Source organism: Pseudarthrobacter sp. NS4, from assembly GCF_024758005.1.
GTDB lineage: Bacteria > Actinomycetota > Actinomycetes > Actinomycetales > Micrococcaceae > Arthrobacter.
This window is the reverse complement of record NZ_CP103288.1, coordinates 238,996-265,401: the sequence shown is the minus strand read 5'-3', so window position 1 is coordinate 265,401 and position 26,406 is coordinate 238,996. Positions and strand designations below refer to the sequence as shown.

Annotated in this window: 27 protein-coding genes and 1 pseudogene; 10 read left to right on the top strand and 18 right to left on the bottom strand. The window is 61.8% G+C overall.

Annotated features, from left to right (window positions below):
* Window positions 1-56: 56 nt before the first annotated feature.
* Window positions 57-422, bottom strand: coding sequence for a zinc-binding dehydrogenase (locus tag NXY83_RS01230; protein ID WP_258804312.1), 366 nt, complete (start codon window positions 420-422; stop codon window positions 57-59).
* Between the two features lie 399 nt (window positions 423-821).
* Between NXY83_RS01230 and NXY83_RS01225 the strand changes: the two genes are divergently transcribed.
* Window positions 822-1,841, top strand: coding sequence for a cation:proton antiporter (locus NXY83_RS01225; protein WP_258804311.1), 1,020 nt, complete (start codon window positions 822-824; stop codon window positions 1,839-1,841).
* Window positions 1,842-2,062: 221 nt separating this feature from the next.
* Here NXY83_RS01225 and NXY83_RS01220 read toward each other — a convergent pair whose 3' ends face one another.
* Together NXY83_RS01220 and NXY83_RS01215 are read right to left on the bottom strand one after the other, a co-directional pair.
* Window positions 2,063-2,554: a hypothetical protein gene (locus NXY83_RS01220; RefSeq protein WP_258804310.1), complete on the bottom strand. Its 492-nt coding sequence runs from the start codon at window positions 2,552-2,554 to the stop codon at window positions 2,063-2,065.
* Window positions 2,555-3,419: 865 nt separating this feature from the next.
* Complete coding sequence (locus tag NXY83_RS01215; RefSeq protein ID WP_258804309.1) at window positions 3,420-4,034, bottom strand: hypothetical protein; 615 nt, start codon at window positions 4,032-4,034, stop codon at window positions 3,420-3,422.
* A gap of 211 nt (window positions 4,035-4,245) precedes the next feature.
* Between NXY83_RS01215 and NXY83_RS01210 the strand changes: the two genes are divergently transcribed.
* Window positions 4,246-5,331 carry an ATP-binding protein gene (locus tag NXY83_RS01210; protein ID WP_258804308.1) on the top strand — a complete coding sequence of 362 codons (1,086 nt, stop codon included), beginning with the start codon at window positions 4,246-4,248 and terminating at the stop codon, window positions 5,329-5,331.
* Window positions 5,332-5,571: 240 nt separating this feature from the next.
* Here the strand turns inward: NXY83_RS01210 and NXY83_RS01205 are convergent, their stop codons facing one another.
* From NXY83_RS01205 to NXY83_RS01195, 3 genes are all read right to left on the bottom strand, one after another.
* The gene (locus NXY83_RS01205; RefSeq protein WP_258804307.1) at window positions 5,572-5,754 is read right to left on the bottom strand and encodes a hypothetical protein; all 183 of its coding nucleotides are present in this window, start codon (window positions 5,752-5,754) and stop codon (window positions 5,572-5,574) included.
* Window positions 5,755-5,906: 152 nt separating this feature from the next.
* Window positions 5,907-7,280: an MBL fold metallo-hydrolase gene (locus NXY83_RS01200; protein ID WP_258804306.1), complete on the bottom strand. Its 1,374-nt coding sequence runs from the start codon at window positions 7,278-7,280 to the stop codon at window positions 5,907-5,909.
* On the bottom strand, window positions 7,267-7,998 hold the full coding sequence (locus tag NXY83_RS01195; RefSeq protein WP_258804305.1) for an ArsR/SmtB family transcription factor: 732 nt from the start codon (window positions 7,996-7,998) through the stop codon (window positions 7,267-7,269). The genes NXY83_RS01200 and NXY83_RS01195 overlap by 14 nt, the downstream gene beginning before the upstream one ends.
* A gap of 135 nt (window positions 7,999-8,133) precedes the next feature.
* Between NXY83_RS01195 and NXY83_RS01190 the strand changes: the two genes are divergently transcribed.
* The 3 genes and pseudogenes from NXY83_RS01190 to NXY83_RS01180 form a co-directional block, all read left to right on the top strand.
* Window positions 8,134-8,700: an OsmC family protein gene (locus NXY83_RS01190; RefSeq protein WP_258804304.1), complete on the top strand. Its 567-nt coding sequence runs from the start codon at window positions 8,134-8,136 to the stop codon at window positions 8,698-8,700.
* Window positions 8,701-8,718: 18 nt separating this feature from the next.
* Entirely contained in the window at window positions 8,719-9,492 is a 774-nt protein-coding gene (locus tag NXY83_RS01185; RefSeq protein ID WP_258804303.1) for a methyltransferase domain-containing protein, read from the top strand.
* Between the two features lie 284 nt (window positions 9,493-9,776).
* Window positions 9,777-9,998 (top strand): annotated as a pseudogene (locus NXY83_RS01180) (recombinase family protein); the annotation flags it as partial.
* A 108-nt stretch (window positions 9,999-10,106) separates the two neighbouring features.
* Here NXY83_RS01180 and NXY83_RS01175 read toward each other — a convergent pair.
* The 10 genes from NXY83_RS01175 to NXY83_RS01130 form a co-directional block, all read right to left on the bottom strand.
* Window positions 10,107-11,759, bottom strand: coding sequence for a flotillin family protein (locus NXY83_RS01175; protein WP_258804302.1), 1,653 nt, complete (start codon window positions 11,757-11,759; stop codon window positions 10,107-10,109).
* Between the two features lie 470 nt (window positions 11,760-12,229).
* A complete protein-coding gene (locus NXY83_RS01170; RefSeq protein WP_258804301.1) occupies window positions 12,230-12,445 on the bottom strand; it encodes a hypothetical protein in 216 nt (71 codons plus the stop codon).
* A 168-nt stretch (window positions 12,446-12,613) separates the two neighbouring features.
* Window positions 12,614-13,045: a hypothetical protein gene (locus tag NXY83_RS01165; protein WP_258804300.1), complete on the bottom strand. Its 432-nt coding sequence runs from the start codon at window positions 13,043-13,045 to the stop codon at window positions 12,614-12,616.
* 143 nt (window positions 13,046-13,188) lie between these two features.
* Complete coding sequence (locus tag NXY83_RS01160; RefSeq protein ID WP_258804299.1) at window positions 13,189-14,670, bottom strand: mannitol dehydrogenase family protein; 1,482 nt, start codon at window positions 14,668-14,670, stop codon at window positions 13,189-13,191.
* Between the two features lies 1 nt (window position 14,671).
* A complete protein-coding gene (locus NXY83_RS01155) occupies window positions 14,672-15,670 on the bottom strand; it encodes a carbohydrate kinase family protein (RefSeq protein ID WP_258804298.1) in 999 nt (332 codons plus the stop codon).
* A gap of 30 nt (window positions 15,671-15,700) precedes the next feature.
* Complete coding sequence (locus NXY83_RS01150) at window positions 15,701-16,351, bottom strand: nucleoside/nucleotide kinase family protein (protein ID WP_397427612.1); 651 nt, start codon at window positions 16,349-16,351, stop codon at window positions 15,701-15,703.
* 15 nt (window positions 16,352-16,366) lie between these two features.
* Window positions 16,367-17,428: an NAD(P)-dependent alcohol dehydrogenase gene (locus NXY83_RS01145; RefSeq protein WP_258804296.1), complete on the bottom strand. Its 1,062-nt coding sequence runs from the start codon at window positions 17,426-17,428 to the stop codon at window positions 16,367-16,369.
* A gap of 39 nt (window positions 17,429-17,467) precedes the next feature.
* Complete coding sequence (locus NXY83_RS01140) at window positions 17,468-18,421, bottom strand: carbohydrate ABC transporter permease (protein WP_258804295.1); 954 nt, start codon at window positions 18,419-18,421, stop codon at window positions 17,468-17,470.
* Window positions 18,418-19,386 (bottom strand): carbohydrate ABC transporter permease, encoded by a 969-nt coding sequence (locus NXY83_RS01135; RefSeq protein ID WP_258804294.1) that lies wholly within the window; start codon window positions 19,384-19,386, stop codon window positions 18,418-18,420. The genes NXY83_RS01140 and NXY83_RS01135 overlap by 4 nt, the downstream gene beginning before the upstream one ends.
* A gap of 63 nt (window positions 19,387-19,449) precedes the next feature.
* Window positions 19,450-20,799, bottom strand: coding sequence for an ABC transporter substrate-binding protein (locus NXY83_RS01130; protein ID WP_258804293.1), 1,350 nt, complete (start codon window positions 20,797-20,799; stop codon window positions 19,450-19,452).
* Between the two features lie 270 nt (window positions 20,800-21,069).
* Between NXY83_RS01130 and NXY83_RS01125 the strand changes: the two genes are divergently transcribed.
* Window positions 21,070-21,984 carry an AraC family transcriptional regulator gene (locus tag NXY83_RS01125; protein WP_258804292.1) on the top strand — a complete coding sequence of 305 codons (915 nt, stop codon included), beginning with the start codon at window positions 21,070-21,072 and terminating at the stop codon, window positions 21,982-21,984.
* 97 nt (window positions 21,985-22,081) lie between these two features.
* On the opposite strand, the gene NXY83_RS01120 is transcribed toward NXY83_RS01125, so the two are convergent.
* Window positions 22,082-22,561 (bottom strand): Lrp/AsnC family transcriptional regulator, encoded by a 480-nt coding sequence (locus NXY83_RS01120; protein ID WP_258804291.1) that lies wholly within the window; start codon window positions 22,559-22,561, stop codon window positions 22,082-22,084.
* 62 nt (window positions 22,562-22,623) lie between these two features.
* Between NXY83_RS01120 and NXY83_RS01115 the strand changes: the two genes are divergently transcribed.
* Together NXY83_RS01115 and NXY83_RS01110 are read left to right on the top strand one after the other, a co-directional pair.
* Entirely contained in the window at window positions 22,624-23,358 is a 735-nt protein-coding gene (locus NXY83_RS01115) for an AzlC family ABC transporter permease (RefSeq protein ID WP_258804290.1), read from the top strand.
* 1 nt (window position 23,359) lies between these two features.
* Window positions 23,360-23,695 (top strand): branched-chain amino acid transporter permease, encoded by a 336-nt coding sequence (locus NXY83_RS01110; RefSeq protein WP_258804289.1) that lies wholly within the window; start codon window positions 23,360-23,362, stop codon window positions 23,693-23,695.
* 30 nt (window positions 23,696-23,725) lie between these two features.
* Here the strand turns inward: NXY83_RS01110 and NXY83_RS01105 are convergent, their stop codons facing one another.
* Window positions 23,726-24,478, bottom strand: coding sequence for an EamA family transporter (locus NXY83_RS01105; RefSeq protein WP_258804288.1), 753 nt, complete (start codon window positions 24,476-24,478; stop codon window positions 23,726-23,728).
* Window positions 24,479-24,657: 179 nt separating this feature from the next.
* Between NXY83_RS01105 and NXY83_RS01100 the strand changes: the two genes are divergently transcribed.
* Window positions 24,658-25,548 (top strand): LysR family transcriptional regulator, encoded by an 891-nt coding sequence (locus tag NXY83_RS01100; RefSeq protein WP_258804287.1) that lies wholly within the window; start codon window positions 24,658-24,660, stop codon window positions 25,546-25,548.
* Window positions 25,549-25,644: 96 nt separating this feature from the next.
* The gene (locus tag NXY83_RS01095; RefSeq protein WP_258804286.1) at window positions 25,645-26,211 is read left to right on the top strand and encodes a recombinase family protein; all 567 of its coding nucleotides are present in this window, start codon (window positions 25,645-25,647) and stop codon (window positions 26,209-26,211) included.
* The last annotated feature ends 195 nt before the right edge of the window (window positions 26,212-26,406 follow it).

Genomic DNA, 26,406 nt, shown 5'->3' with positions numbered 1-26,406 from the left:
GTTAAGGCGGTCCCGGACAGTGTGAGGTCCGCCTGTTGTTATGTTCTCTGCCTTGACTAGCTCCTGGTCGTGAGAGCCAAGTATAGGTTCACGGCACTTTTGAGGGCTGCCAGGATGGAAAGCCGTCTCCTGGTTTGGCCCGACGGCTGGCGCGTGGATGGAACAGTGACTCGCACAACGACGTTGCCTCGTTTCCGGCCTGTGCTGACGTGCCGGTGTGCTTGGGCGATGTCGGTGAGGTCGAAGGCCCGGTCGATAACGGGGCGGAATTGGGCTGCCTCTGCCAGCCGTGCGATGTGGGCGAGATCAGCGGCGGTGAACGGGACGTTGCCGGCGGTGATGTGCGTGCCGGTGGCGTTGGCGGGTGAACCTGTTCCTCCTGTGATGTTCAGCGGTGTTTGATGGTGATGAAGGCGTCCCATTGGCCGCTGCCTCGCATGTGGCGGGCGAGGGCGCCTATGAGCAAATCAGGTTCCGGCCGCGGTTGCCTTCGCCCCGGATGGTAAGGCTACTGTGTATTTTTGTGGGGCGTACTGACCGGTTCCGTCCCGTGGGTGACACAGCTCAAGTAGAGGATGGTGTGAGGTAGATGGCGCACATAAATCTCGTACTGGCCCTGTTCGCGGGCCTGATCCTGGTGCTTTCCGCGTTCTCATCCGGGCTGCAACGGTGGAGCCTGCCGGGACCGGTCCTGGCTTTGGCGTTCGGAGTGTTAATTGGCCCCTATGCCTTGGGGTTGTTGCGTATGGAGGACTTCGGCGTCCCCTCCAATACCTTGCTGGAGCAGGCGGCGCGGATCACCCTGGGGATAGGTCTCGCCGGTGTGGCTTTACGGTTGCCCCACGGCTACTGGGGCCAACGTCCGCTGGATCACGCTGATCATTGGCGCCGGTATGGCCCTAATGCTGGTTGTCGCTACAGGTCTGATGTGGTGGCTGCTGGGAGTGCCGTTCCTGCTGGCACTGCTGCTGGCGGCGATCATCACCCCGACTGACCCAGTAGTGACTACACCTGTAGTTACCGGTTCTTTGGCCGAGCAGCGGATCCCGGAAAGGGTCCGCCATAACCTCTCGTCCGAAAGCGGCATCAACGACGGGGCAGGCTACCTGTTCGTCATGCTGCCGGTGCTGTTGCTGACAAAGCCCGATATTGCCTGGACCGAGCTGGGCACCAAGGTCCTGCTGTGGGAAGTAGTGGGAGCGGCCATATTCGGGGCTGTCTCAGGCTATCTACTGGGAAAATTGTTTGTGGCTGTGAAGAGCCGGGGATTGATGGAGGAGAGCTCCTACCTGGGTTTTCTTGTACCACTGGGTTTGGCGGTGCTGGGTGCAGGAAAGCTGGTCGGCACGGACGCGGTCCTTGCCGTGTTTGTCGCTGCCGCCGTTTTTGGCCAGGTCATACCCCAAAGCGATGAAGACCAGCAGGACAGGATTGATGACGCGGTCAGCAGGTTTGTCTTGCTGCCGATCTTTGTCCTGATCGGTTTGGCCCTGCCGTTTTCTGATTGGGCCCGGCTGGGCTGGGCAGTGCCGGTAGTGCTGCTGGCCGCAGTGCTGCTGCGCCGTCTGGTGGCCTTGTGGGTTCTGCGCCCGTTGCTGCGGGGGCTGCACGACCGCGCGGAGACGGCGTTTTTGAGCTGGTTCGGCCCGGTGGGTGTATCAGCTTTGTTCTATGGCACCTTGGCTGAGCGGCATACAGGCAACCATGACATCTTCGTTTACACCACCTTGGCAATTGCCCTGTCCGTGCTGGTGCATGGACTCTCGAGCGCGCCGTTGAGCAGCTGGCTCCAGCACCATGAGCCGGAACGCAAACAACAACACGAGGAAACACCTGCATGAGCCTGCACCGGAGGACCGGCATGGAAACCATTGAGCCTCATACGGCCGTCAGCGTCTAAAGGCGGTTGGATGAGCTGTTGCCCCGGCAGGATGCACCTAACGGACCCCCTATTCAAATTGCCTCCGGTCCCGGGGGCGCTGGATGCGTTCCGTCGCCGCACTGGGCATGGCCTACGTCTTCCTGCACCTGCTGCCCGAGAGCGTTCTGAAAATGAGGCGAATTATTCTTGGGCATCCACATTGGAGGCCACAATGTAGGAGTCGCCCTCCCACTCCTGCTCCAAGGCCGGATCTAACTCGACTCCGTGGCTCTGTTTAATTTCTGATACGTCAAAGCCGATGTAGACAATGCCCCTAACATTAACCTTCATACCGGGTTCAACGCCTGCGGTACCGGACTTGTCAACAATAAAGAGTTCGTCGACCCCGGGGTCATCCGGATCCCCGATGGAAAAGGCAGAAGGTGAAATCTCTTTCACGACTTGGCCCTGAACAGTGACTTCCTTGTACTCCAGTTCATCACCGGCATCTCGGAAGGTATCAAGGTGGACCTCCTCGATTTCTGTTCCTCCGGGCGTCTCCTGCGGCTGCTCCTGGCACCCGCTGAGGAAGGCAACACCGGTAATAACAGCGGCTACCGCTACCAATCTTGCGGCAAAGGACAGGGGGCGGACCCGGGCAACGACCGAAACGTTTTGCGGCATGTATTCCATCGTTCTCTCCTTACATTCGCGATCTGCGTAGTTCTACGCCTGCCACAAGCCAGGCGCCGGCTACTGCCCAGCAGGTTCCTTCTTAAGGAGCAGCAGCTGCCTCCAATTGCCTCCGCTGAACAGGTCGTCGCTGACACTTTCCAGCCATTCGTAGTCAACCACGGAGTCACAGGCAGGGCCACTCCCAGTTCCACAGCTGAGGTAATGCCAGCACCGGAAGCCGCCACAACCGGTCCGGAAGCCACCCAACCAAAGCGTGCCGCGCCCATTCAACTCAGCAGCGGTCCGACACGCTAACCCAGTCGATCATGGTTCCACTCCTTCACTGCGGAAGAACGCGACCCGCACCGGCTGACATATCAGCTGTCCGCTCCTGCCGCGCTGTCTTGAAGCACTTGGGATACGAGGCGTCTCAGCGACTGTGTGGAATGCTGCGTGCCCACAGCGTGAATACCGGGACCGGTCGATTCTTGCAAGTATGTATCGCGGCTCGCTGTCTCGCATTGACAGTCATCATTAGTTGCGAGACGACGAGCACTACCGCCACATTCCATGACCGCGTCCTGTTTCAGCACACCCAACCTGAGACAGGGCGCCTTGCTTGTGCCCCAAATAAGGGACTTAAATCCGAGTCCACCGAGAGGCTGGGTCCGGCCGCCGCCCACAGCCAGGGACAATTCTCGTGGGTTATCCACCGCTACTGCTACTCCGGGAACTAATCCAGGAGCTCCCTATATCCAGCCGTGGATAACCACTGTGGACGGAACAGAGCCACCCAGCGCAGCTTGTCCGAGCCTCGCCAGGTAGACGGAGTATCCATTATCGGCGATTCGAAAACCGTGGCAGAGGGGGGGATTCGCGGGTTTCAGCGAACATAGGGCGGGAGGGAGGCGTCGTTGAAGGGCTCGAACCAGTCCTCGACTTTCATGGGTGCTAAGCCCAGTTGCATGTTCAGCTCGATGTCGCCTTCGAAGCCGTCCATGGCGTTCTGGTAGAGCATCTCGCTGTCGGTGTCTTCGAGCATGTGTTGTTCCAGCAGGCCCCGCCAGCCGTCCGGAAGGTCCAAGTTGTACAGGTCCTGGATGATCTCGACCTGGTCAAAAAGGCAGCGGAGCGCGAGTTCCTGGGCCACGCATGACGGGCGGGTCCATCCGCGGATCAGCGCCCCGGTCATGTCCGTAGCGATGACGAGGAACTGTTGGGCGAACCGGGCGTCGTATTTATCAGCCTGTCGGAGTGGCAGTCCGGACAGGACGAAGATGTTGGCGGTGTCCTGGCGGTCGATCCGGTCAAGCTTCAGCAGGCCGTTAAGATCCTCGAAGAGCTGGTCTATCAGGACGGCGGAGGCCTCCCAGAGGGCGCCGGCCAGCAGCTTTGCCTGGAACAGGCTCTGGTCGCGCTGCTCCGGGGTGATTGAACTTATCCATTCGAGATCATCAGCGTCCAGTCGGTTCCGCTGGTCCTCGGTCAGATCCTCCAACCGGGGTTCGAACCCTAGCTACTCCAGGCTTAGGCCGGTCAATTCCTGGCTGACGTGGAGCGCGTGCTCGATGTAGTTCTCTTCCCCGGTCATGGCCCCGATGCTACTGCCTCCCCTGGGCCCGTCTTGCTTCTGGTCAAGGGTCGGCCTATCGTGGCTGGAGTTTCACCACTTTCACCCGTTTCACTTAGTTTCACCTAGGGAGGGTGCCGTGCAGAACCCCTTCAAACCGACGGCCGGAGCCACACCTCCTGAGCTGGTCGGGCGGGCCGGGCTGCTGGACGAGTTCGAGTACGGCCTCCAGCAGGGTTCCGGCGCGCCAGGGCTCTTGACCATCATCACCGGCTCCTGGGGCATCGGCAAGACAGCCATGTTGAGCGAAGCCGAAGGCATCGCCCGGAATCACGGATGGGCCGTGATATCCCGGACAGCCACGCCAGGCTTCCTCGCCGGGGTCGGCGACGACATGCTCCGCCTCCTCGACGAACTCGGGGACGGGCCTCCATCCCGGAAGATCACCGCTTTCTCCGCTGCCGGGTTCGGACTGACAACCCAACTCCCTCCGGAACGGTCTGTTGACTGGCGCCGGACCGGGAACGAACTGTTGCGCCTGCTGGATGCGAAAGGCACAGGACTCGTTATCACCATTGATGAGATACATGCCGTCGACAGGACGGAAATCGCCCAGCTGGCCGCCGACGTCCAGCACTTCATCCGCGACGGGCTGCCCATCGGCCTGATCTTCGCCGGCCTGCCGTCAGCGGTGTCCGACCTCCTCAATGAAGGCGTTGCCACCTTCCTGCGGCGGGCCGACAGGATCAATCTCCACGAAGCAGCAATCGCGGAAGTCAGCGCATCGTACAGCGAGCTCTTCAGCCAGGGAGGCATCAGCATCTCCCCCGACCTCATCAATAAGGCAGCCGAAGCCACCGAGGGGTATCCCTTCCTGATCCAACTGGTGGGCTACTACCTCTGGCTGGAAGCGAGCAAGACAGGATGGAAACTGGACCAGAGCCACGTTCAGCGTGGAATCGCTGCCGCCCAACGACGAAACACCTTGGTGGTCGTCGAGTCAGCACTGTCGGACATCTCGGACAGAGACCGCGAGTTCCTGCACGCGATGGCCGCCCAGGACGGCCCCTCTGCCGCCGGTCAGATCGGCGCCATCCTCAAGGCCAAGCCCAACGTTGTTTCCAAATACCGGAACAGGCTCATCGCCGCAGGTCTGATCGAATCCGCGGGCTACGGCAAGGTGGACTTCGCAATCCCCGGACTCCGCCAATACCTCCGCGAGTAGATCGACAGAAGGTCCGTTATCGTCCTTCTAAATCATGTAGGGGAGGGCCCCGAAAAGAAGCGGTTTCCTGCCGCCATTGTGGTGTGTTCGCCCCAAGCTCCATAAGTCATGGCTGCTCAGCTAATTGCCGTTCTTGACGGTACTGGTGACCACTCCCACGCGGGGGCAGATGGCTTAACGAATCTCTGCTAATCAAGATATCAACCCCCGATAGTAGAGAACCCTTCGGCTGCAAGCATGTTAATAACGGTCGCCACGAAGATATTCGCTTGCGTCCGTTTGCAGCTTTCCGAACTTGGTCAGCGAAATCTTGGTGACGTCGACGTCGTCGCCGATACAGACCATGGTCCTGCCGGCGCCGTTGTCCCGGATCATCCAAAAGACGCTGCGTTCTGCAGCAATCATGTCGACGGTTCCGGACATCGCGACGCGTCCTGGCAAAAGGACGTCGACGTGGTCCCTCGGCAAAGCTTTGACCAGTCAGGAATGGGCGCGGCCTTCGTTCCCGGGACCGTGCTCGCGGTACTAAGAACTCGACGGCCAGTTTGTTGGGACGTCTTGTCTGCTCGACTGCTTCATCCGTTGTTCTGCAAATCGATGCCCGCCGCTTTCCGCCAATCGTCAGGTCCGCCGTTCAGTACGCTGACATCGCGCCAGCCGTGGGCGGTGAGGATGCTGGCGGCGGTCATGGCACGTTCACCGTGCGCACACATCACCAACAGCGGCCCGTCCGGTACCTCTGAAAGGTGGTTGGCCAGGGCACCGAGCTCGATGTTCCGTGCGCCCGGGACATGCCCGGCGGCGTATTCGCCTGCCTGCCGGACGTCCAGGAAGTTTGCCTCCGGAGGCAGCAGGCGGGCCGGGGACAGCCGGACGTTCGTTTCCGCCGGGGCTGAACCCGACTCGGCGGTCCACGACGCCATTCCGCCAGCGAGTTCTCCCGCAAGGTTATTGAATCCCACTTTGGCGGCCGCCCAGGTAATGTCCTCAGGTTCCTGCCCCGGGTTCCGGACGATGATAACGGGTTTATTTGGGTCTATCAGCCAGCCCAGCCACGTGGCGAATGCCGGGCGGAGGGGATTGGACAGTGAGCCGGGGATATGGGCGGCGGCGAAGTCGGCTGCCGGACGGACATCCACCACCTGTGCGCCTTGCTCCTGCATCTCCTGGACACGGTCAGCGGTGAGGCCAGCCAGGGGCGGTGCAGTGCCTAGAACGGCCGGGCCCTGTTTGTTGACCTCGGCCAGGCGCAGGAAGTAGCCGGGGAACGTTCCGAGCGAACCGAGAAGAGCCTCAACGAAAGCATCTTCCCCAGTGACCTGCAGCAGCGGGTTTGTGGCTTGTTCCCTGCCGATCGTAGTGACGCGGTCCCTGCCGACGGCGCCCGAGCAAAAGGAGCCGACGCCGTGCGTGGGCCACACCGGCGTCTCGTCGGGCAGCTCCATCAGCCGCTGCAGCGAGTGGTACTGGGCGCGGGCCAAAGGGATCGTCTGGTCCGTGCTCACCAGGTCGGTACGGCCGGCAGTGCCAACCATCAGAGAACCGCCCGAAAAAACGCCGGCAATGGATCCGGCGCCCAGGATCAGGTAGGAGAGGTGTTCCGGGGAATGGCCAGGGGTAGCAAGTGCCCGCAGCCCTAATGGCCCGAGTTGGACGAAGTCGCCGTCCTGCAGTGCCGTGTAAGGGAACCCGCGGGGCCCAAAGTCCGGGGCCAGAACCGCTGCGCCGTCGGTAACGGCCAATTCTCTGGCACCGGAGATGAAGTCGGCGTGAAGGTGCGTTTCCACTGCGTAGCCGATGTTCAGGCCAAGGCGCGCGGCGCATCCACGCACCTCGCGGACGTCCCGTTCCGGATCCACCACCGCGGCGCGCCAGTTGCCGAGGTCGAGGATGTAGGTGGAATTCCCCATTCCTTTGTCGATGACCGGGGTGAGGTCAAGCCTGGCCACGGAGTGACGCCCCCTGGGTTGGCGCTGCAGGTTCCAGGTCGGTTGCTGCGCGGTCCGTTCCAGGCGCGACGGGCAGGTTGGCCCCAGCCCACTCGGGATAACCGTCCTCCAGCCGTACAGCGGGAATATCCTGCCGGCGCAGGATGCGAACTGCTTCGTCAGCGAAGACACAGTACGGGCCCCGGCAATACGCGACGACGGTCTGGCCAAACGGGAGGTCGCCCAACCTGGCTGCAAGCTGTTTTACCGGAATGGAGACAGCACCGGCGATATGGCCAGCGCGGAACTCCGGCTCAGGGCGCACGTCGAGGACCACCACGTCACCGGCGGCCATCCGCTCGGTCAACTCCGCCTGGGTGAGGGTATCCAGCGTAGATCTGTCCCCAAGGTAGGTGCGTGCGAGCCGGTCAAGCTCGGCGACGTGCTCGGACGCTACGCGGCGGACAGCTGCCCAGAGTTCCGCCACCGCGGCGCTGCTCAAGCGGTAGTAGATTCGTGTCCCCTGGCGCCGGGTCGAGACTAGTCCGGACCGCAGGAGCTGTTGCAGGTGCTGGGAAGTGTTGGCAACGGTCTGTCCGATTTCTTCGGCCAGTTCGTCAACGGAACGTTCCCCTTGGGCAAGGACGTCCACGATCTCCGCGCGACGGCCGCTGCCGAGCACTTTAGCTACCGACGCGAAGGCGTCGAACAGCGCATCTTTTGCCTGTCTGCTTCCCATTGACGGTTCCGTCCTCGTGCCTCATCAGCTGATGCTTGACAACCTATACCCACAGGGTGTCCTATTCAAGTATTCAAGGAATCACTTGATAAAGCGGCGCCCGGCCCGGGCGGACAGCCAAAAGGAGCACCAGCGATGACAAACATAGCCGCCAGCCAGAATGGCATTGATGTGGAAGGGTTGCTGGCCACCATTGACGCTGTCAAAACTGACCCCACCTTGGGGACCTTCACTTTCAGGGCAACCAGCACCTGGCGGGATGGGACGCGCAACAGCGGCAAGATCTTCCGCTTCAGCCAAGCGGGACATGTTGACGAAAGCCGGACCGCGCCCTTCGTGCTGGAGGGGGACGAACCCCCGGTTCTTCTCGGCAACAATGCCGGTCCAAACGCCGTCGAACTCCTTCTGCAGGCGCTGGGCTTCTGCTACGCCGTGGGCTATGCGGCCAACGCAGCCGCTCAAGGCCTCGAGCTGACCGCCCTGGAGTTCGATGTTGAAGGCGATCTGGATGTAGGACCCTTCCTGGGTCTGGACGGGCAACGGCCAGGATTCACCACTATCCGCGCTAAGGCCCGGGTGTCCAGCCCCAACGCCACACCTGAACAACTTCAGGACCTGTGCCGGTACGTCCAAAAAACGTCCCCGGTCCGGGATTGCCTGGTAAACCCGGTCAACGTTGAAACCTCCCTCGAGATCCAGTGAACGGGGCTAACGATGAACATGACGACTGAGACGGTGAACCGAGCGGAGCTTGAGGCCAAGGTCAAGGAGGTCTACCGCGCGGTGGCCCAGTACCCAACCGGCAGGTATCACTTCAGGACGGGCCGCGGACTCGCCGAAGAATTGGGTTACCCGGGCTGGCTTCTGGACCACGTACCTCCATCTGCCCTCGAGTCCTTTGCCGGCGTCGGATACTTCTTCGATCTGGCGGACCTTTCGCCCGGAGAACGCGTCCTGGACCTGGGCTCTGGCTCCGGGACGGACGTCTTCGCGGCAGCCACCGCCGTGGGCACCTCGGGTCGGGTCGTGGGCCTTGACATGACGGAGGAGCAACTGGAGAAAGCAGAGCGCCTGCGGATGGAAGCAGGATTCCCTCAGGTGACCTTCACCCGCGGTTACATTGAACATCTCCCGTTCCCGGACGCCAGCTTTGACTGCGTCATCTCCAACGGCGTGATCAACCTGTCAGCGGACAAACCGGAGGTTTTCCGGGAGGCGGCCCGCGTGCTGCGTGCCGGCGGCCGTTTTGTGCTCGCCGATATCGTCACCGAGAGGCCCCTGACCACGCAGATTGTGTGCAACGCGGATCTCTGGGCTGCGTGCATCGGCGGCGCCGCCCAGGCTGACGAATATCGTAGCGCCATGGCCGAGGCCGGATTCATCCTCGAACGGCAGGAAAGAAACAGTTACGAATTCCTCTCCGGCAGGGCCCGTGAGGCGACATCAAAATATGGTGTCATGAGCCTCTCTTTCCTGGCGCGCGTGAAGGCCTAACAGCCAAAGGGCATGACACGAATCCTCGCAGCTGGCCTCGCTAACGCTGAGTTTCCACCCCGCGGAACAGCGCCGCATTGCGTCGTAATACGGTAAGACGAAGAGATTTCGAAGTACCGGCGCTGGGCGGTGGAGCGCCGGGTAGATGGTCTGGTACTGCTTGACCTGAAAGTCAACGACATCCGTCCCAACATCCTCCGGCAACTGGGCGACGTCCCGGGGTTCTTGGCTTCCCTGTAGGACGGGCCTAGAACTCAACTCACAGCCGAAGGGCTGGAGCAACAGTGGCCGGACAGCGGATCGAGTACGTGCGGGTGAGCACGCTGGACCAGAACGAGAAGCGCCAGCTCGATGGCCAGGTTCTGGACCGGGTCTTCACGGACAAAACCTCGGCCAGGGACACTACCAGGTCGGAGCTCACGGAATTAATGCGGTTCGCCCGGGACGGGGACACAGTCGTTGTGCACAGCATGGACCGGCTCGCCCGCGACCTCGATGACCTGCGAAAGGACGGCGCTGTACATCCGCGCGCCCCGCCGGCCTGCCGTCGGCGGCTGACGCCTCCATTGCAACCACCGCCCTTGCTGCCCCGGGGAAATTCCTTGTTTGGTGGATTACTTGGCGGGCTCTTCCTTCAGTGCGGCATTGACGACTGCGGTCCGGGCTGGTTCTTTGATCGCGCCATCTCCGGTGCCCGGAGTCTCTGCGTCGGAGGTTGATTTGCCGAAGCCCTTGAGCATCTCGATCACATCAAACCCGGTGGTGTCCTTGAGCATCTGCGCGGTCTGTTGCACACCCGAGGAAACATTCTTGCTCACTTGACCTGCTCCATCGTTGGAGATGACGGTCATGTTGCTGATCGCACTCATCGGCGCGGCGATTTCTCTGGCGATGGAAGGCAGAACCTCCAGAAGCTTATTCAGGATTGCCGCCTCGTTGAACTCGCTGTACGCCTTGGCCTGAGCTTCGATGGCTCCTGCTTCAGCCGTACCACGAAGTCCAATGACATCAGCTTCCGCTATGCCCTTGGACTTCGTGACCTCCGCCTCCGCAAGACCACGGATTTTGTTGATCTCCGTCTCGGCGTTGCCCTTGGCGGTGTTCGCAGCTGCCACAGCCTTCGCTTCGACCTCGTTACCGGCAGCCCTGAGCTTGCGGGTTTCGAGTTCAGCGGCAGCTTCGACCTTCGTGGCTTCCGAGATGCGGGTACGCCGTGCCAAGTCAGCCGCTGCTTCGGTTTCGACCTTGTACTTAGCAGCGTCGGCGGGCTTGCGGACCTCGATGTCGAGCTCCTTTTCACGAAGCTCTGCTTGACGGGCAACAACCTGCTGGTTCTTGAGGATAATTAATTGCTGCTGGTCGGCCTGGGCTAGAGGACCGGCGGCGTCCGCTTCTGCCTGGCGTGCATCCGTTTCCTGCTTCAGTTCAGCACGGCGGAGAGCCAGTTTCTGCTCAGCTTCAGCCGTCTTCTGATCCGCAAGTGCCTTCGCTTCCGCTGCTTCACGCTGGGAGTTCGCTTCAGCAATACTTGCGTTCCGTGCCACCAGGGCAGCCTCCGGTCGACCAAGATTTTTCAGGTAACCGCCTGCGTCGTCGACAGATTTGATCTGGAAGGTATCGATTACCAGACCCTGGTTGGTCATCGAGTGCTCGGCTTCTTCCTTGACGGATGCTGCGAACTGCGCCCGGTCCTTGATGATCGCGTCAACGCTCAGGGTACCGACGATAGAACGCAGGGAACCCGAGAGCGTTTCCTGGGTGTAGTGATCAATGGCGTCCTGCTGGTCAAGGAAACGCTGCGCCGCCTTGCGGACGGAGATCTTGTCACCACCGACTTTTACCTGCGCAACTCCGGTCAGCTTGAGCTGGATACCGTTGTTGGAAATGGCTTCAATGGTGACTTCAACCTGACGCGAAGACAGCGAGATATGGCTGACGCGCTCCGTGATCGGGTTGACAAACGCCCGGTTGTTAATGACGACACGAGACTGATCGTCGGATGTTTCATCGGTCGTGTTCGGGTCGCTTTTGCCGGTGATTAGCATTGCCTCATTCGGCTTAGCAAACCGGATGCTCGAGGTATAGAAGATAATTCCCGCGATGAGTAGGAGGGCGAGTGCGCCCCCGCCGATCAGCATTACTGTCATTGTTCCCCCTTGATGTGTCAGATCGCCGTGGTCGTCGTCGATCCTTGAAACCCGGCGGCGGTAAGGAGGCGGCAGCGTGCAAAACTTGCTGGCCGCGCAGTCGCGCCGGGTGTCTGCCATTAAACGTTTCGTTGAATGGAGACAAAGGAATCTTCTCCCGTACACGGAATTATGACTAGGGTAATGACAACGGCGCCCCGGCCGCCCGGAGGAAACGTCAGGGTTCCCCGATTAGAGTTTAGGGAGCGAATTCACTAATCCCAACCCCGGGGCACGTCTTCATCGATGAATTGAAGTCAAGGGCCTCCTGGTGGCCGAGTCAGTCATAGCTTTGTGACTCGCCCGCAGCCGGTCGCGCCAGATCGAACAGAGCACTCGAAGTCACGCGAGCGGCCCGGCGACTAGGCAGGTTCGATCAATACATCTCACAACTCAGTTCGCTAGATCCATCTCTCTGCTATTTGGACGACAAGGTATGGCCCCCAGTTCCGGCCGCGTTATCAACAAGCACGGCTTAGTCGGCCCCAGGCATGTTGACGGAATATCCATTATCGGCGAATCGAAAATGGGTGTCGCATGACAGCAGTGCGTCACCGTTTGACGGCCGTCGAATTCCTGCTGGCCAGGGCGGCGAGATCGTCGATGAGTCGGCGCAGCTCATGTTCGCGGCCGCGGGCGCGTGCGACCGGAGGCGTTGCTGGCGGTCTTCCGGAAGGCACCGGAACGGGCAGCGTGGCCTCAGGCGTGGGAGTGGAAGGCTGCTTCCCCTCGCTTCCAAACGGATCAATAAAGGTCACTTGTTCCATGGAGACCTCCCCAAAGGCTCTTATTTGTTTCTTGATCCTAAACCGAAGGGTTGTAGGTTCAATCAGTTCGTCTTGCGGTCTGGAATGGTCCCCTCGTGCGGGAGGCTGTACGACTCCTTGCTTATCTGCCTCGTAGGGAGGCCGCATGGCCCCACCACCGAGAACCTTCTACTCGTGCGGTTCCTCGAGCGTCCAGCCTGTGGTCGCTTTGAGCAGGCGGACCTGACGGCATAGCTTGTCCTCCAGTAGGCGGGCGTTTGTGAGCCGAACGGCTGAAAACACGTAGGTTCCCAGGCCGAATGTGAGGGTTGCGGCTGCGGACAAAAGAAAGAAAAGGGAGCCGGCGGGATCGATGAGTACGGCGTAGAGATCTAAGGCGGTGGCTACTGCTGTCGCGGTTGGAAGGATTCGCAGGGTTGAGGAGTAGGTGCTCCCCTGGCGTGCGACTTCGCTGCGCCAGTCACTGAAGAGGCTGGCTATGGGCAGCGCTCCTGTGCGGATCGCGTACGCAAACACGTCCTTGTGTTCCTCCGGCACGGTGTCTTTCGTTGTGTCGGGCGGCAGCGGGCTGAGCGTGAGAGCGAGGCCTGTAATCAGCATGGGTATCGCCGAAGGGAGGTGCTCCGTGTAGGTGGTGTCTGGGTGAAGGTCAAGGAGCAAGGCCAGGATGCATGGCAGGATCAGTAGTGAACCTGTGGCGAGTAGCCATGGCAGTGCGGTTCTTGGTTGTTTGAGCATGGCATCTACTTGGGCGGCAGTGTCAGGTGTTGCAGTGCGGTCCGGGCGCCGGCTGTGTGGAGGTCCCGGAGGGCCTGTGTGTATGCCGTTGCGAAGCGTTCGTTGGTTTTTAGGTCACCAAAGATGTCTGGGTTGGAGACAAAGGCCAGGGGGTTGTCATGCTGCAGGGCTGCTGCTGCCATCAGTGGCTCTTTGAGCGTGTCGACGACATTGATGGGGTTGCCTTGTTCGTCGTTGCCTTCGGCGTAGCGGGCCCAGCTGGCAACGATTGCCGCCGAGCGGTGGATGTCGCCGCCCTTGTCGAGGTTTTCTCTGATGACTGGCAGGAGCCACTTGGGGATCCTGTCGGAGCTTTCGGCGCAGAGACGTGACAAGGTGTCCCGGACGTACTCGTTGGAGAACCGTTCTATGAGGGTTCGTTTGTAGTCTTCGAGGTCGATGCCGGGTACTGGCTGGAGGGTTGGGGTTGCTTCTTTGTCCATGTAGTCGAGCAGGAATTGGGCAAAGACTGGGTCCTGTGCTGCTTCGTGGGCGTAGCGGTATCCGGCGAGGTAGCCGAAGTAGCACATGCCTTGGTGGCTGGCGTTCAGCAGCCGCAGCTTCATCAGTTCGTAGGGTTCAACGTCCTCGACGAGTTGGACGCCCGCGCGTTCGAAGGGTGGCCGGCCGATGCTGAAGTGGTCTTCAAGCACCCACTGCTCGAAAGGCTCGCAGACGACCGGCCAGGCGTCGATGATCCCGAATTCGTCAGCTACGGCTGTGCGGTCGGCGTCGGTCGTGGCGGGAGTGATGCGGTCGACCATGCTGTTGGGGAAGGGGACGCTTTCGGTGATCCATCGTCCCAATTCGGGGTCTTTGAGGTGTGCGAATGCGGCGAACATGGTGCGGGCAACCTCGCCGTTTCCCTGGATGTTGTCGCAGGACATCACGGTGAACGGGGCCAGCCCGCGTGCGCGGCGTCGGCTGAGGGCTTCGGTGATCAGGCCGAAGGTCGTCTTTGGTGCGGCTCCTGGTGTCAGGTCGTGGATAACGTCGGGATTGTCGGCGTTGAATTCGCCGGTGAGGTGGTGGAAGTTGTAGCCTCCCTCGGTGATGGTAAGAGAGACAATGCGGAGGTCCGCGGACGCCATCTTCTCGATGACGACTTCAGGGTCGTCCGGCGCGAAGAGGTAGTCGATGATCGAGCCAATCACTCGGCTTTCCCTGCTGCCGTCCGGGTTTTTGACCGTGAGGGTGTAGAGGCAATCTTGGCTGTCCATCACCTGTTTCATGTATGCGTCGGTGGGCAGCACGCCGACGCCGACGATCGCCCAGTCACGGGCGAGTCCGGCGTTCATGAGGCGGTCCAGGTACATGGCCTGGTGTGCGCGGTGGAAGCCTCCGACGCCAAAGTGGACGATGCCTGCCGTCAGGCCTGAGCGGTCATAAGAGGGTGTCGCCAGTGAAGATGGGAGGGCTGAAAGCGTCCTGCTGCTGAGAGTCGGCACGTCATGCTCCTTTCACCAGTGTTGTGGGGGACAGCGGACCGAGTTCGGCCACGTGGGGCGGGTTTGCCCCAGGCCGCGAGCAGGTGATCGCGGCCGCCCGGTTGGCGTAGACGGCAAGGGCATGAACTTCAGCGGAGGTAAGTGTCTGCAGCTTTGGCCGGGCAGCGGCGCCCAAGGCTTGGAGTTGGGCAAGCCCGGCGATCAGGGCGGCCATAAAGGAGTCGCCTGCGCCGACCGTATCGGCCACTGCAATGGATTCCGCGGCCATCTCTACCCGTCCTTGGTTGGTGAGGATGACCGGGCCGGCTGCCCCTCGGGTCAACGCAACGAGGGATGGCCCGAGTTCCAGCCAGGCGGCCAGGCTTTCCTCCGCGGTGCGGTACGGGTAGAGCCAGGCCAGGTCCTCGTCGCTGGCTTTGACTATGTCGCTGGACGCAACGAAAAGTTCGGCCTGGCTTCGTGCCGCTGCCACATCCGGGCTGATCGCGGGGCGGCAGTTGGGGTCGTAACTGGTTGTTGCGTTCTCCTTGGCAGCGTCCAGGAGGGCAAGTGTGGCGTGATCGCCCGGGGGAAGAACAGCGGCAATGGATCCTGAGTGCACGTGGGCAGAAGTCTGGACTGCCGCAAGCGCTGCCAGTGATGCTCCGTTGAGGTCCCAACTGATGTCGAACACGTACGTGGCGGCACCGTCGGGACCGAGTGTCGCAGTCGCCGTCGAAGTGGGGGCGCTTCCTCCCCTGATGACGGACACACCGTTGGAGTGCAGGTGTTTGTCGATCAGAAGCCCGTTCGGGTCGTCCGCATAATGCGTCACCAAACTCGTTGCCAGCCCGAGCCGTGCGCTCCCCACAGCCACATTCATCGGACTGCCGCCGGGGTGCGCATCCGCCGGGCCAGTAGTGCGGGGGTCGATGATGATGTCGACGAGGGATTCACCGATTACCGTTACCACTGGGTCTTGGATGGGAAGGGCTTTAGGTGTCAGGTTGTTGGCTCGCATAACAGCTTCCTTGCCGTGTTCTTACCCTGTTCAGGACCAGGGAATGATTCTGTTCGCTTTGTGCCGGGTGGCATGTACTAGTTCGGCGTTGGATTGGTCAGTTCCGTGCGCCCACTTTTCCGCGTCCGCGAGGTCCTTACCAAACAGCATGTGCCGTTCGGTAAGGCGCTGACGGCGAAGGGTTTCCGGACTTTCGAGGTACCACACTTCATCCAGATGCTCCCGGATCCCCTGCCATCCCTGACCGTCCGCCAGCAGGTAGTTTCCTTCAGTGATGACGAGAGGAAGGTCCGCAGGAATCGCAATGGAGGCAGCAATTGGTTCATCCAGGGACCGGTTGAAATCCGGAGCGTAGACCACCGGCTCAACCGGCCGCGCCAAGCGCTGAAGCAAGGACGCGTAACCGCCCACATCAAAGGTCTCGATGGCACCCTTACGGTCCCGGAACGGCCCGCCGGCAAGGACTGCGTCGCTCAGGTGGAAACCGTCCATCGGGACTACAACAGCGAGGTCTGCGCCAAGGAGCTCTCCCAACAGTGCAGCAAATGTGGATTTTCCTGAGCCAGGGTGCCCCAGTGATCCCAAGCACCGTCCGGGCTCCGGTCGAGATCCGGCTGCGAAGTTCTGTAACTGCCGCCTGTATTTGCGGTGCCCGGAGGGCGTTTCCCCCGGGCACCGCAGCAGCGCGGGCTTCCATCAGCGGCCGGGGTAGACGACGGCTTTGAGTTGGCCTGGCTGCTTGCCCGCCTTGAGCGCCTGTTCGGATTCGGCGAGGGCGAACTTGCCGGTGACCAGAATGTCGAGGTCCACTTTGCCGTCGGCGATGAGTTGGATGGCGAGTGGCCATGTGTTGGTGTAGCGGAAGACGCCGGAGAGCCAGATCTCCCGGTTCTGGATGTAGGAGACGGGGAGTTCCACGTCGTCCGCGCCCAGGCCGACGAGGATGACCCGGCCGGCGGGTGCTACGGCTTTGATGCCTGAGCGGACGGCCTGCGGTGCGCCGGAGGCGTCGATGAAGGCGTCGACGTCGAGCCCTTCCGCAGTGTCCGTCCGGGCGTTGAGCGCATGCGTGGCGCCGTGTTCGAGGGCGAACGCGAGCCGGTCTTCTGCGATGTCGCTGATGTAGATTTCGGCGGCGCCGAAGGCGCGGGCTGCCTGGGCGGCGATGATGCCGATCGGGCCGGCGCCGGCGATCAGGACCCGGCTGCCGGGCTTGATCTCCGCGCGTTCGCAGGCCCACAGCCCGACCGAGAGCGGCTCGATGAGGGCGGCCGCCTCGTCGCTGACGCTGTCCGGGATGTCGTAGGCGAAGTCACTTTGGATGGTGACGTATTCGGCGAAGGCGCCGTCGATGGGCGGGGTGGCATAGAACTCGATGTCCGGGCAGAGGTTGTAGCGTCCGGCTTTGCATTGCTTGCAGGTGCGGCAGGGGCGCTGGGGTTCGACGGCGACGCGCTGGCCGATTCGGGCCGGGTCCACGGCGCTTCCGACGGCGGCGATCCGGCCGGAGAGTTCGTGGCCCAGGATCAGCGGGTGGTCCACGACGTAGGGGCCGATCCGGCCGTGCTCGTAGTAGTGGACGTCGCTGCCGCAGACGCCGACCGCGGCGACCTGCACCAGGACCTGGTCGGCGTCGAGCTGTGGGAGGGGCAGGGTTTCCATGGCCATGTCGCCCTGGCTCTTGAGGATGTTGGCCCGCATCGTCTGCGGAAGCACTGGCCCTTCAGCGGACAGAGTCTGGGTTGATGGTGTTGTCATTGAGAGCATTCCTCTATGGATTGAAGCGGTGGTGCGCGGTTACTTGACCGCGCCGAGGGAGAGGCCCTGGACGAGTTTGTCCTGGGCGGCGAACCCGGCGAACAGCACCGGGAGGGAGATGACGACGGCAGCGGCGCAGACCTTCGCGAGGAAGAGGCCCTGGCTGGAAACGAAGCCGGTCAAAAAGACCGGGGCGGTTCCGGCCATGACGCCGGTGAGGACCCGGGCCAGGAGCAGTTCGTTCCAGCTGAAGATGAAGCAGATCAGGGCGGTCGCGGCGATGCCGGGCATCGCGACGGGGGCGACGACGGCGCGGAGGGTCAGGAGCAGTCCGGCGCCGTCGATTTGGGATGCTTCGAGCATTTCCACGGGTACTTCGGCGAGGAAGGAGCGCATCATCCACACGGCGATGGGCAGGTTCATCGAGGTGTACATCAGGATGAGGAACCAGATGTTGTCCAGCCCGCCGATGGTTTTGGCGAACAGGAACAGCGGCAGGACCGCCGCGACGATGGGCAGCATCTTGGTGGAGAGGAAGAAGAACATGACGTCCGTCCACTTTTTGATCGGCCTGATGGACAGCGCGTAGGCGGCCGGGATGGCCAGGACCAGCACCAGGACCGTCGAGAGGACGGAGGCGGTGGCGGAGTTGATCAGCGGCGGCCAGGGGCTGACACCGGAGCTGGCGCCGAAGAATTCCTGGTAGGCGTCAAGGGTCAGCGGCGCGAAGAGGGAGGGCGGGTTGGTGGCGGCGTCGGTTTCGGCGTGGAAGGAGGTCAGGATCATCCAGAGGACCGGGGCAACGAAGAGCAGGGCCAGCAGCCAAGCGGCGATGCCGGCGGCGGTGTTGTTCCGGGTGGGGTCCATCCGGGACTTGCCCCGGCCGGACATCTTGAAGCCGAACCAGGCGAAGCCGCGACGTCGGGATCCGGTGTTCAGGGCGGTGGGGCCGGGGGGTGTGTTGGCGGGTGCGGCAGGAGTGTGGGTGCTCATCGTGCTGCCTCCTTCTTGAAGAGCGAGAAAACGGTGCGGAGCGCGAAGGTGGCCACGATGATGGTGCCGATGACCACGACGACGCCGGTGGCTGAGGCCAGGCCGTATTCGTTGGCGAAGTAGAAGGTCTGGTAGATGGAGTAGGGCAGGTTGGCTGTGCCCAGGCCGCCGGAGGTGAGGGTGAAGACGGCGTCGAAGTTCTGCACGATGTAGATGGCTCCGAGCAGGCCGCCCAGTTCCAGGTACTGGCGCAGGTGCGGCAGCGTCAGGTGGCGGAAGATTTCCCAGGGGCTGGCGCCGTCCATCTGGGCAGCTTCCACCGTGTCCATGGGACGGGACTGCAGGCCGGCCAGCAGGATGAGCATCATGAACGGTGTCCACTGCCAGACCAGGGAGAGGATGACGGCCATCAGGGGCGCTTGGGACAGCAGGTCCGGCTGCGGCGGAGTGTTACTGCCGAAAAGCGACCAGATCCAGGTCAGGGTTCCGTTGAACAGACCGTATGTGGGGTTCAGCAGGGCGTGCTTCCACACCAGTGCTGCGGCTACCGGGACCACCAGGAACGGTGCGATCAGCAGGGTGCGGGCCAGGCCGCGGCCGATGAACTTCTTATCCAGCAGCAGTGCCAGGACCAGGCCGATGAGCAGGCTGGCCAGGACCACGGAGACGGTAAGGATGATGGTGGTGAAGATGGCCTGGCGCAGGTCCGCGTTGGTGAGGACCTCCACGTAATTGCTGAAACCGGCGAATCCCGTTTGGTCCGGGCGCAGGCTGTTCCAGTTCATGAAGGAGATGATCAGGGTGGCAGCAAAGGGAAGCTGCGTGACGATGATGAGGAAGATCAGGGCCGGCAGCAGCGGCGCGCGCCGTGCCCACGCCGTGGCGCGTTCACGGGCCCTGGCGTCTTTGGAAGGTTTCGGGGCGCTATGTCCTTTGCGGACGACGCGCGCTGTTGCGGAAGTCATCATGTTCTCCTGCGGTCCTGTGGCCCGCCCTTACGGCGGGCCACAGATCCGATTGATGGGTGGTTACTTCTTGTACTTGTCGCCGATTTTCTGAGCGGCTTCCTGGCCCTTGGCCAGTGCGTCCTCCACGGTGCCCTGTCCGGCTATGGCCGAGCTGATGCCCTGGGAGACAGTGGTGCCGAGGTCGGCGAACTCGGGAATGCCGACGAACTGGATGCCCACGACAGGCCGTTCCTGAACGCCCGGGTCCTTCGGGTCCGCGTTTTCGATGGCGGTGCGTTCAGCTTCGAAGAACGGCGCGGCCTTCTGGAACTCGGGGTTCTCGTAGGTGGAGATGCGCTTGCCGGACGGAACTTTCGCCCACCCCAGCTCCGACGCAACCAGTTCTTCGTATTCCTTCGAGCTGGCCCAGGTGATGAACTTGGCGGCTGCATCCTGCTTCTTCGACGCTGCCTGCACGCCCCAGGACCAGGTCCAGAGCCAACCGGAGGAATCCGTTACCTTGACCGGAGCCTGGGCATAGCCGATCTTGCCCTTCACGGGCGATCCTTCGGCCTCCAGCGCGCCGGCTGCGGAAGTAGCGTCGTACCACATGGCCACCTTGCTCTGACTCATGTTGTTCAGGCATTCGGTGAACCCGGCCTGCGCCGCGCCGGCTTCACCGTGCTTGCGGACCAGGTCCACATAGAACTTGGTGGCTTCGACGAATTCCGGGGCGTTGACCTTCGCGTTCCAGTCCTTGTCGAACCAGGTGCCACCGAAGGTGTTCACCACGGTAGTCAGCGGCGCGAAGACCTGTCCCCAGCCCGGCTGGCCGCGAAGGCAGATGCCCTTCATTCCCGGCTCAGCGCCATCAACCTGGGCTGCAATTTGAGCTACCTGGTCCCAGGTCGGCTTCTCCGGCATGGTCACGCCCTTTGCCTCCAGGATGTCCTTGCGGTACATCATGAAGGAGGACTCGCCGTAGAACGGTTCGCCGTAAAGCTTGCCATCTTCGCCGGTCAGGGAAGCGGTGTAGGCGGGAAGGATGTCGTCCTGGTCGAACTCGGGGTCACTGGCCACGTTGTCCAGCGGCGCCAGCCAGCCGTTGGCGGAGTAGAACGGAATTTCGTAGTTGGACAGGGAGGCTACGTCGTACTGGCCCGCCTGGCTCGAGAACTCCTGGCTGATCTTCGCGCGGACGTCGTTCTCCGGCAGGATCGTGTAATTGACCGTGATGCCGGATTCCTTTGTGAAGTTGTCCGCAGTCAGGCGCTGCAGGTCCTCCATCTGGGGGTTGTTCACCATCAGGACGTTGAGGCTGTTCTGGTCACCGGCAGTGGTGCCGCCGCCGGCGCCGGAGCAGGCCGACGCGGACAGGGCGATGCACAGGGCACCGGCGGCCAGCGAGGCGGCGCGCATTTTTGAGCGCATTAAGGACTCCTTTGTTCTTCATGGGGTGCACAGTTGCCCCTGCCGGCTGCTTTGCCGGTGAAGGGAAACTGAAGCGGGCACAGGCTCCGAGAGAGTTAGTGTCCGCTGATGTTCCTCAAGAGTAAGCGTGTGGCATAGGGCACAACTAGCGCCGTAGTTGCCAACTTCTGATACAAATCTGACACTCCCCTGATCCGTGACAGGGGCTAGTCTGAGAGACAGGGCGTGAAAAATGCCCATATTCTTACAACTTGACTGACGGAGACGACGATGGCTGCCACCGATGGAGCTACGGCCCGCCTGGCTGAGAGGCTGTTGGGCCTCCGGGCCAACAGGGAGGTCATCCCGCCCGATCCCAACCACTCGGTGCGGTGGCACCAGCACAGCTATCCCAGCCCTGTGGCGCGATGGAACTACCACCCCGAGTACGAGATTCACCTGATCCGCAAGGGCACGGGAAAGTTCATCGTCGGCGACTTCATCGGCACCTTCGAGGCGGGCCATGTCTCCCTGGTCGGGTCCGGGCTGCCGCATGACTGGGTCAGCGACCTCGAACCCGGAGAAGTGTTGGAGAACCGCGACGCCGTCATCCAGTTCGAGGGAAATTGGGTGGACCAGGCCGCCTCGCTGGTCCCTGAAATGGCGGAGGTAAAACCGCTGTTGGAACAGTCCGCGCGAGGCATCGAATTTATAGGGCGTTCGGCCCGGGAAGCGGCAACCGCCATCGAGGCTATGGGCACCTCCACCGGACTGGAACGGCTGCAGCACCTCTTCGCCCTGTTCCGGGTCCTTACCCGCGCACCCGAGGAAGACCGCCGCTACCTGGCGGAGGAATGGTTCCGACCACAGCTCGATGCACGGGCTGCCGCAGTGGTGGACCTCGTTTTAGAGTACGTTTTCAGCAACCACGCCGGCAGTGTCAAACTGTCTGAGGCCGCGGAAATGGTCGGAATGCAAGAAGCCAGCTTCTCAAAATACTTCAGACGCGCTACCGGCCAGAACTTCAGTGACCTGGTGCGCAAGCTGCGCCTGGCCCACGCCCGGCGCCTGCTGGAGACCAGTGACAAGCCCATCTCCGACATCTGCTACGAAGTCGGGTTCACCAACCTGTCCAACTTCAACCGGCACTTTTTAAACGACATGGGAGAAACCCCACGGCGTTACCGCCAACGCGTTCAAAACTGAGGATCGACGTCTTTCGGCAGAAGGGAGCGTCTCCGTTGAAGCCCAGCGGGTAGTGAACGCTTCGCCGGACCTAAACACTCATTGAACCAGCCCGCTATTAGAGGTTTCCGCCTGGTGCTGGGTCCATACTTTTGATGAGTTTCATCATGGGATGCGAGATGATGCGGTGGACACCGGGCAACTTCGTCATCTTCTGGGTTTGGAACCGTTCGTACTCATTGCCGTCCGCCACATCAACCCGGACGATGTAGTCAGGCACTCCGTACACGCGCCGAACCTCGGTCACTTCATCCAACGCTGCGACTGCCGTTTCGAATTCCTCGACCGTCTGCCGGTTCGTCATCGTGATTTCCACCGACATGATCACACAGAATCCCCTGCCGGCCGCGACCGGGTCGATCACAGCCTTATATCCGGCAATGGCCCCGTCTTCCTCAAGCCGCTGAACCCGGCGCAAACAGGGAGCAGGCGTAAGGCCAACCCGGCGCGCCAACTCGAGGTTCGTCAAACGCCCATCCTTGGACAACTGCGCGATTATTTCCCGGTCTATACCATCCAGTGCGCGTTGATTGCTCATATACCCATTTTAGGGCACTATTTAGCAACCATATGCTGCACCGATTTTTCTACTATTGCTCCATGAGCGAAAATCAGGCGCAGACAGCACTGCCCGGGGCCGGCATTGACCGTGGCCCTGCCGCCGTTGGGGACGTCCGTCTGGCAATCCGGGCTTCCCTTCCCGCAGTGCTGGGGGCGCTGCCCATGGGTCTGGCCTTTGGTGTCGTGGTGGCACAGTCGCCTTTGGATTGGTGGTGGGGTCCCGTCTTCGCGACCGTGATTTTCGCAGGTTCGCTGGAGTTTCTGATTCTGGGGATGGTCGTGGCGATGGCTCCGCTGGCCTCGATAGCAGCGACAGCGTTCCTGGTGAACTTCCGGCATGTTTTCTACGCACTGTCCTTTCCGCTGCACCGCGTTCATGGCCGCGCCGCCAAGGTCTACAGCACCTTCACCTTGACCGATGAGGCCTGGGCCCTCACCTCGAGCCCCGAGGCGAATACCTTGAGCCGGCGCCGAATTCTGGCAACCCAGGCCTGCTTCCAGGTGGCATGGGTAGGGGGTGTAACCGCCGGTTCGCTGGGCGGTGCGTTGATCCCGGGGACTGTGGTTGGTCTGGATTTCGCACTCACGGCGTTTTTTCTCGTACTGGGCATGGACGCCTACCGCATCCGCAAGAGCGTCCCGGTCCCTCTGGTCGCCCTCGTATGCGCGGTGGCGGGGAACCTGGTCTTCGGTGAAGGCATGCTCGTCGCGGCGATGACGATGTTCGTCGTCTTCCTCATCCTTCGCTACCCGTTCCGTGGAAGGAAACGCTGACGTGCCTGAGCCAACCTATATTCTTGCCGCTGTCCTGGTCTCATCAGCCATTACGTGGGCGCTGCGGGCAGCACCCTTCGCCGTGCTGGTGCCCATCCGGCACAGTAAGCTACTGCCCTACCTCAACGAGAACATGCCCGTCGGGATCATGACCATCCTCGTTGTCTACACCGTCCGTCACGTCCCGCCCTCACTCACCCACCTCACCCTCGCTGCAGCCGGAGGACTTGCAGTGACAGCTGCCCTTCACCTGTGGCGCCGGAACGCCATTCTGAGTGTCCTTGGCGGAACAGCTTTCCACGTCACACTTGCCTCGGCTTTGCCCACGCTGGGATAACTGCCCATCGGCCTGATGCCCGCTCCCCCTTCATCGCCGAAGGCGCAGAGCGAAGGCGTTAGCCCCGACAATGAGGACTATCCCGGCCCATTCCACTGCGCCCAGTTCCTCATTGAGGGCGATGGCCCCGATGGCCGCAGCGAACACGGGATTGATGCTCATCAGGACGCCAAAGAGGTGAGCGGGGACGCTGCGCAGCGCTACCAGGTCAGCAATGTAGGGCACGACGGATGCCAGGAGTCCGGCGACGATGGCGCAAAGGACCGTTGCGGCGTCGGGCCTTTGGGTGATGAATACGGTGAGCCCGATGGGGAGGAACAGTGCGGCTGACACTCCCGTTGCGGTGGCGGTTCCCTGGACACCGGGTATCCGGTTACCTACCGTTCTGTTCAGCAGGATGTACGCAGCCCAGCTCGATGCCGCGATCAGAGCAAGACCGATTCCGGCATAGTCCGTGGAAGCCTCGGGTTGGGTGATGGCAACAACGCCCGCACCAGCAATGGCAGCACAGAACATGCTGCCTTTATTTCTGGTTGTGGCTAAGGCAACTGCCAGAGGCCCAAGGAATTCCAGCGTCACGGCCAGTCCCAAGCCGATCCGCTCGATGGCCGCGTAGAGCGAAAGGTTCATGGTTCCGAAGACGAAGGCGAGCAGAAGTATCGGCCACCATTGGGAAAGTGTGAAGTCCCGGATTCGTGGCCGGACCAGTGGCAGGAGCACCGCGGCAGCGACAAGCTGACGGACTGCGACAACACCGACGGGGCCCACTGCCGGAAAGGCCATCGAGCCACTGGCCGCACCCAATTGGTTTGAAAGGGCACTTGCTACGAGCGTGGCGGTCGCGCGCCCCTGACGCCCTTTCCCTGCTTTATCCATGAATGGATTCTCCGCAAGGCCCGCTCTCCCCCATAATGCATAAAAGCGACGACTAATGCAGATCCTGCATGAATAGACTGGTGGCCATGGACTTCGAGATACGCCACCTGAGATCCTTCCTCAGGGTTACAGAGGTTGGGACGTTCACCGACGCGGCCATTGAACTGGGTATTTCCCAGGCCGCCGTCTCCCGGAACGTCGCAGCTCTTGAACGGGCATTAGGAGTCCGGTTGCTGGTACGGACCACCCGCAGCGTGGAACTCACTCCCGCAGGGAAGCGCGTGATAGGTCGCGCCCGACATGCCCTCTCTGCACTGGAGGATCTTCAGCGTGAAGCCTCCTCCTCCAAGAGCACCCTGAGGATCGGATATGCCTGGTCTGCCCTGGGCAGACACACCCCTGAGTTCCAACGCCGCTGGACCGCCGCCTTCCCCCACAAAGACCTGCTGCTCATCAGGACAAACACCCCTACTGCAGGGCTGGCCGAAGGAACAACCGATCTTGCAATCCTGCGCCGCACCCCGGAACCAGGAACCCTCGACTTCGTCCTCACCGGATACGAGAAGCGCTACTGCGCAATGGCAATCGAGGACCCCCTGGCAGCCAAACGAACTGTCACGCTCGCCCAAGTCAGCGATGCCACATTGGCCATTGATGTACGCACCGGAAGCACCCGCCTGGACCTCTGGCCCGAAGGAACGCAACCCGTTCAAACGGTAGTCACCAATGACGTGGACGACTGGCTAACGGTCATCGGCAGCGGCAAAGCCCGCGGCATAACCGCCGAATCCACCACGCACCAATACCGAAGGGCCGGCCTGGTCTACCGGCTCGTCCGAGACGCGCCGCCAGTCCCCGTCTACCTGGCCTGGTCGAAAACCGACCCGCCCGCACTCCAAACCCAAGCGGCCGAACTCATCCGCAGCCTATACGAAGCGCTAGAAATTACGCCCGGGGCCGGGAACGCGTCCAGATAGGCACACCCCAACCTGACGAGGGAAGGTCCGGGTCTTGACTTCCCTGTAGGACGGGTCTAGAACTCAACCTCACAGGCGAAGGGTTGGAGGCAATAAGTGGGCGGACAGCGCATCGGATACGTGCGCGTGAGCACACTGGACCAGAACGAGAAGCGCCGGCTCGATGGCCAGGTTCTGGACCGGGTCTTTACGGATAAAGCCTCGGGCAGGGACACCACCAGGCCACAGCTCATGGAACTGCTGCGGTTTGCCCGCGACGGGGATACCGTCGTGGTGCACAGCATGGACCGGCTCGCCCGCAACCTAGATGACCTGCGTGCCCTCGTCCAAAACCTGACCTTAAAGGGGGTGCGGGTGGAATTCATCAAAGAGAGCTTGGTCTTCACTGGCGAGGACTCCCCTATGGCCAACCTCATGCTCTCCGTCATGGGAGCCTTCGCTGAATTCGAACGCTCCCTCATTAGGGAACGCCAAAGGGAAGGCATCGCCCTGGCCAAACAGCGCGGCGCATACAAAGGACGGAAAAAGACCCTCACACCGGAACGGGCCCCCGAACTGATCCAGCGCGCCGGCAACGGCGTCCCGAAAGCCCTCCTTGCCCGTGACTACGGGATCAGCAGAGAAACGGTCTACCAATACCTGCGCCACACCAAGCTGGAATAAAACCCCTCCTCACCCACCGGTGCGGTCGCTATGCCGCAGCCGAAGCGGCGACAGGTTTACGGAAGATCCGTTATCGGCGTTGTAAGTGAGCCGGGGAGTGCAGCGAAAAGGTGGGTAATCTGGCGCGTCAGGGCAGCACGGTCTTCCGAAAGACGAGCCGCTCAGTTTGGCTGCGGAAGCCTCCTCGGTGGACGA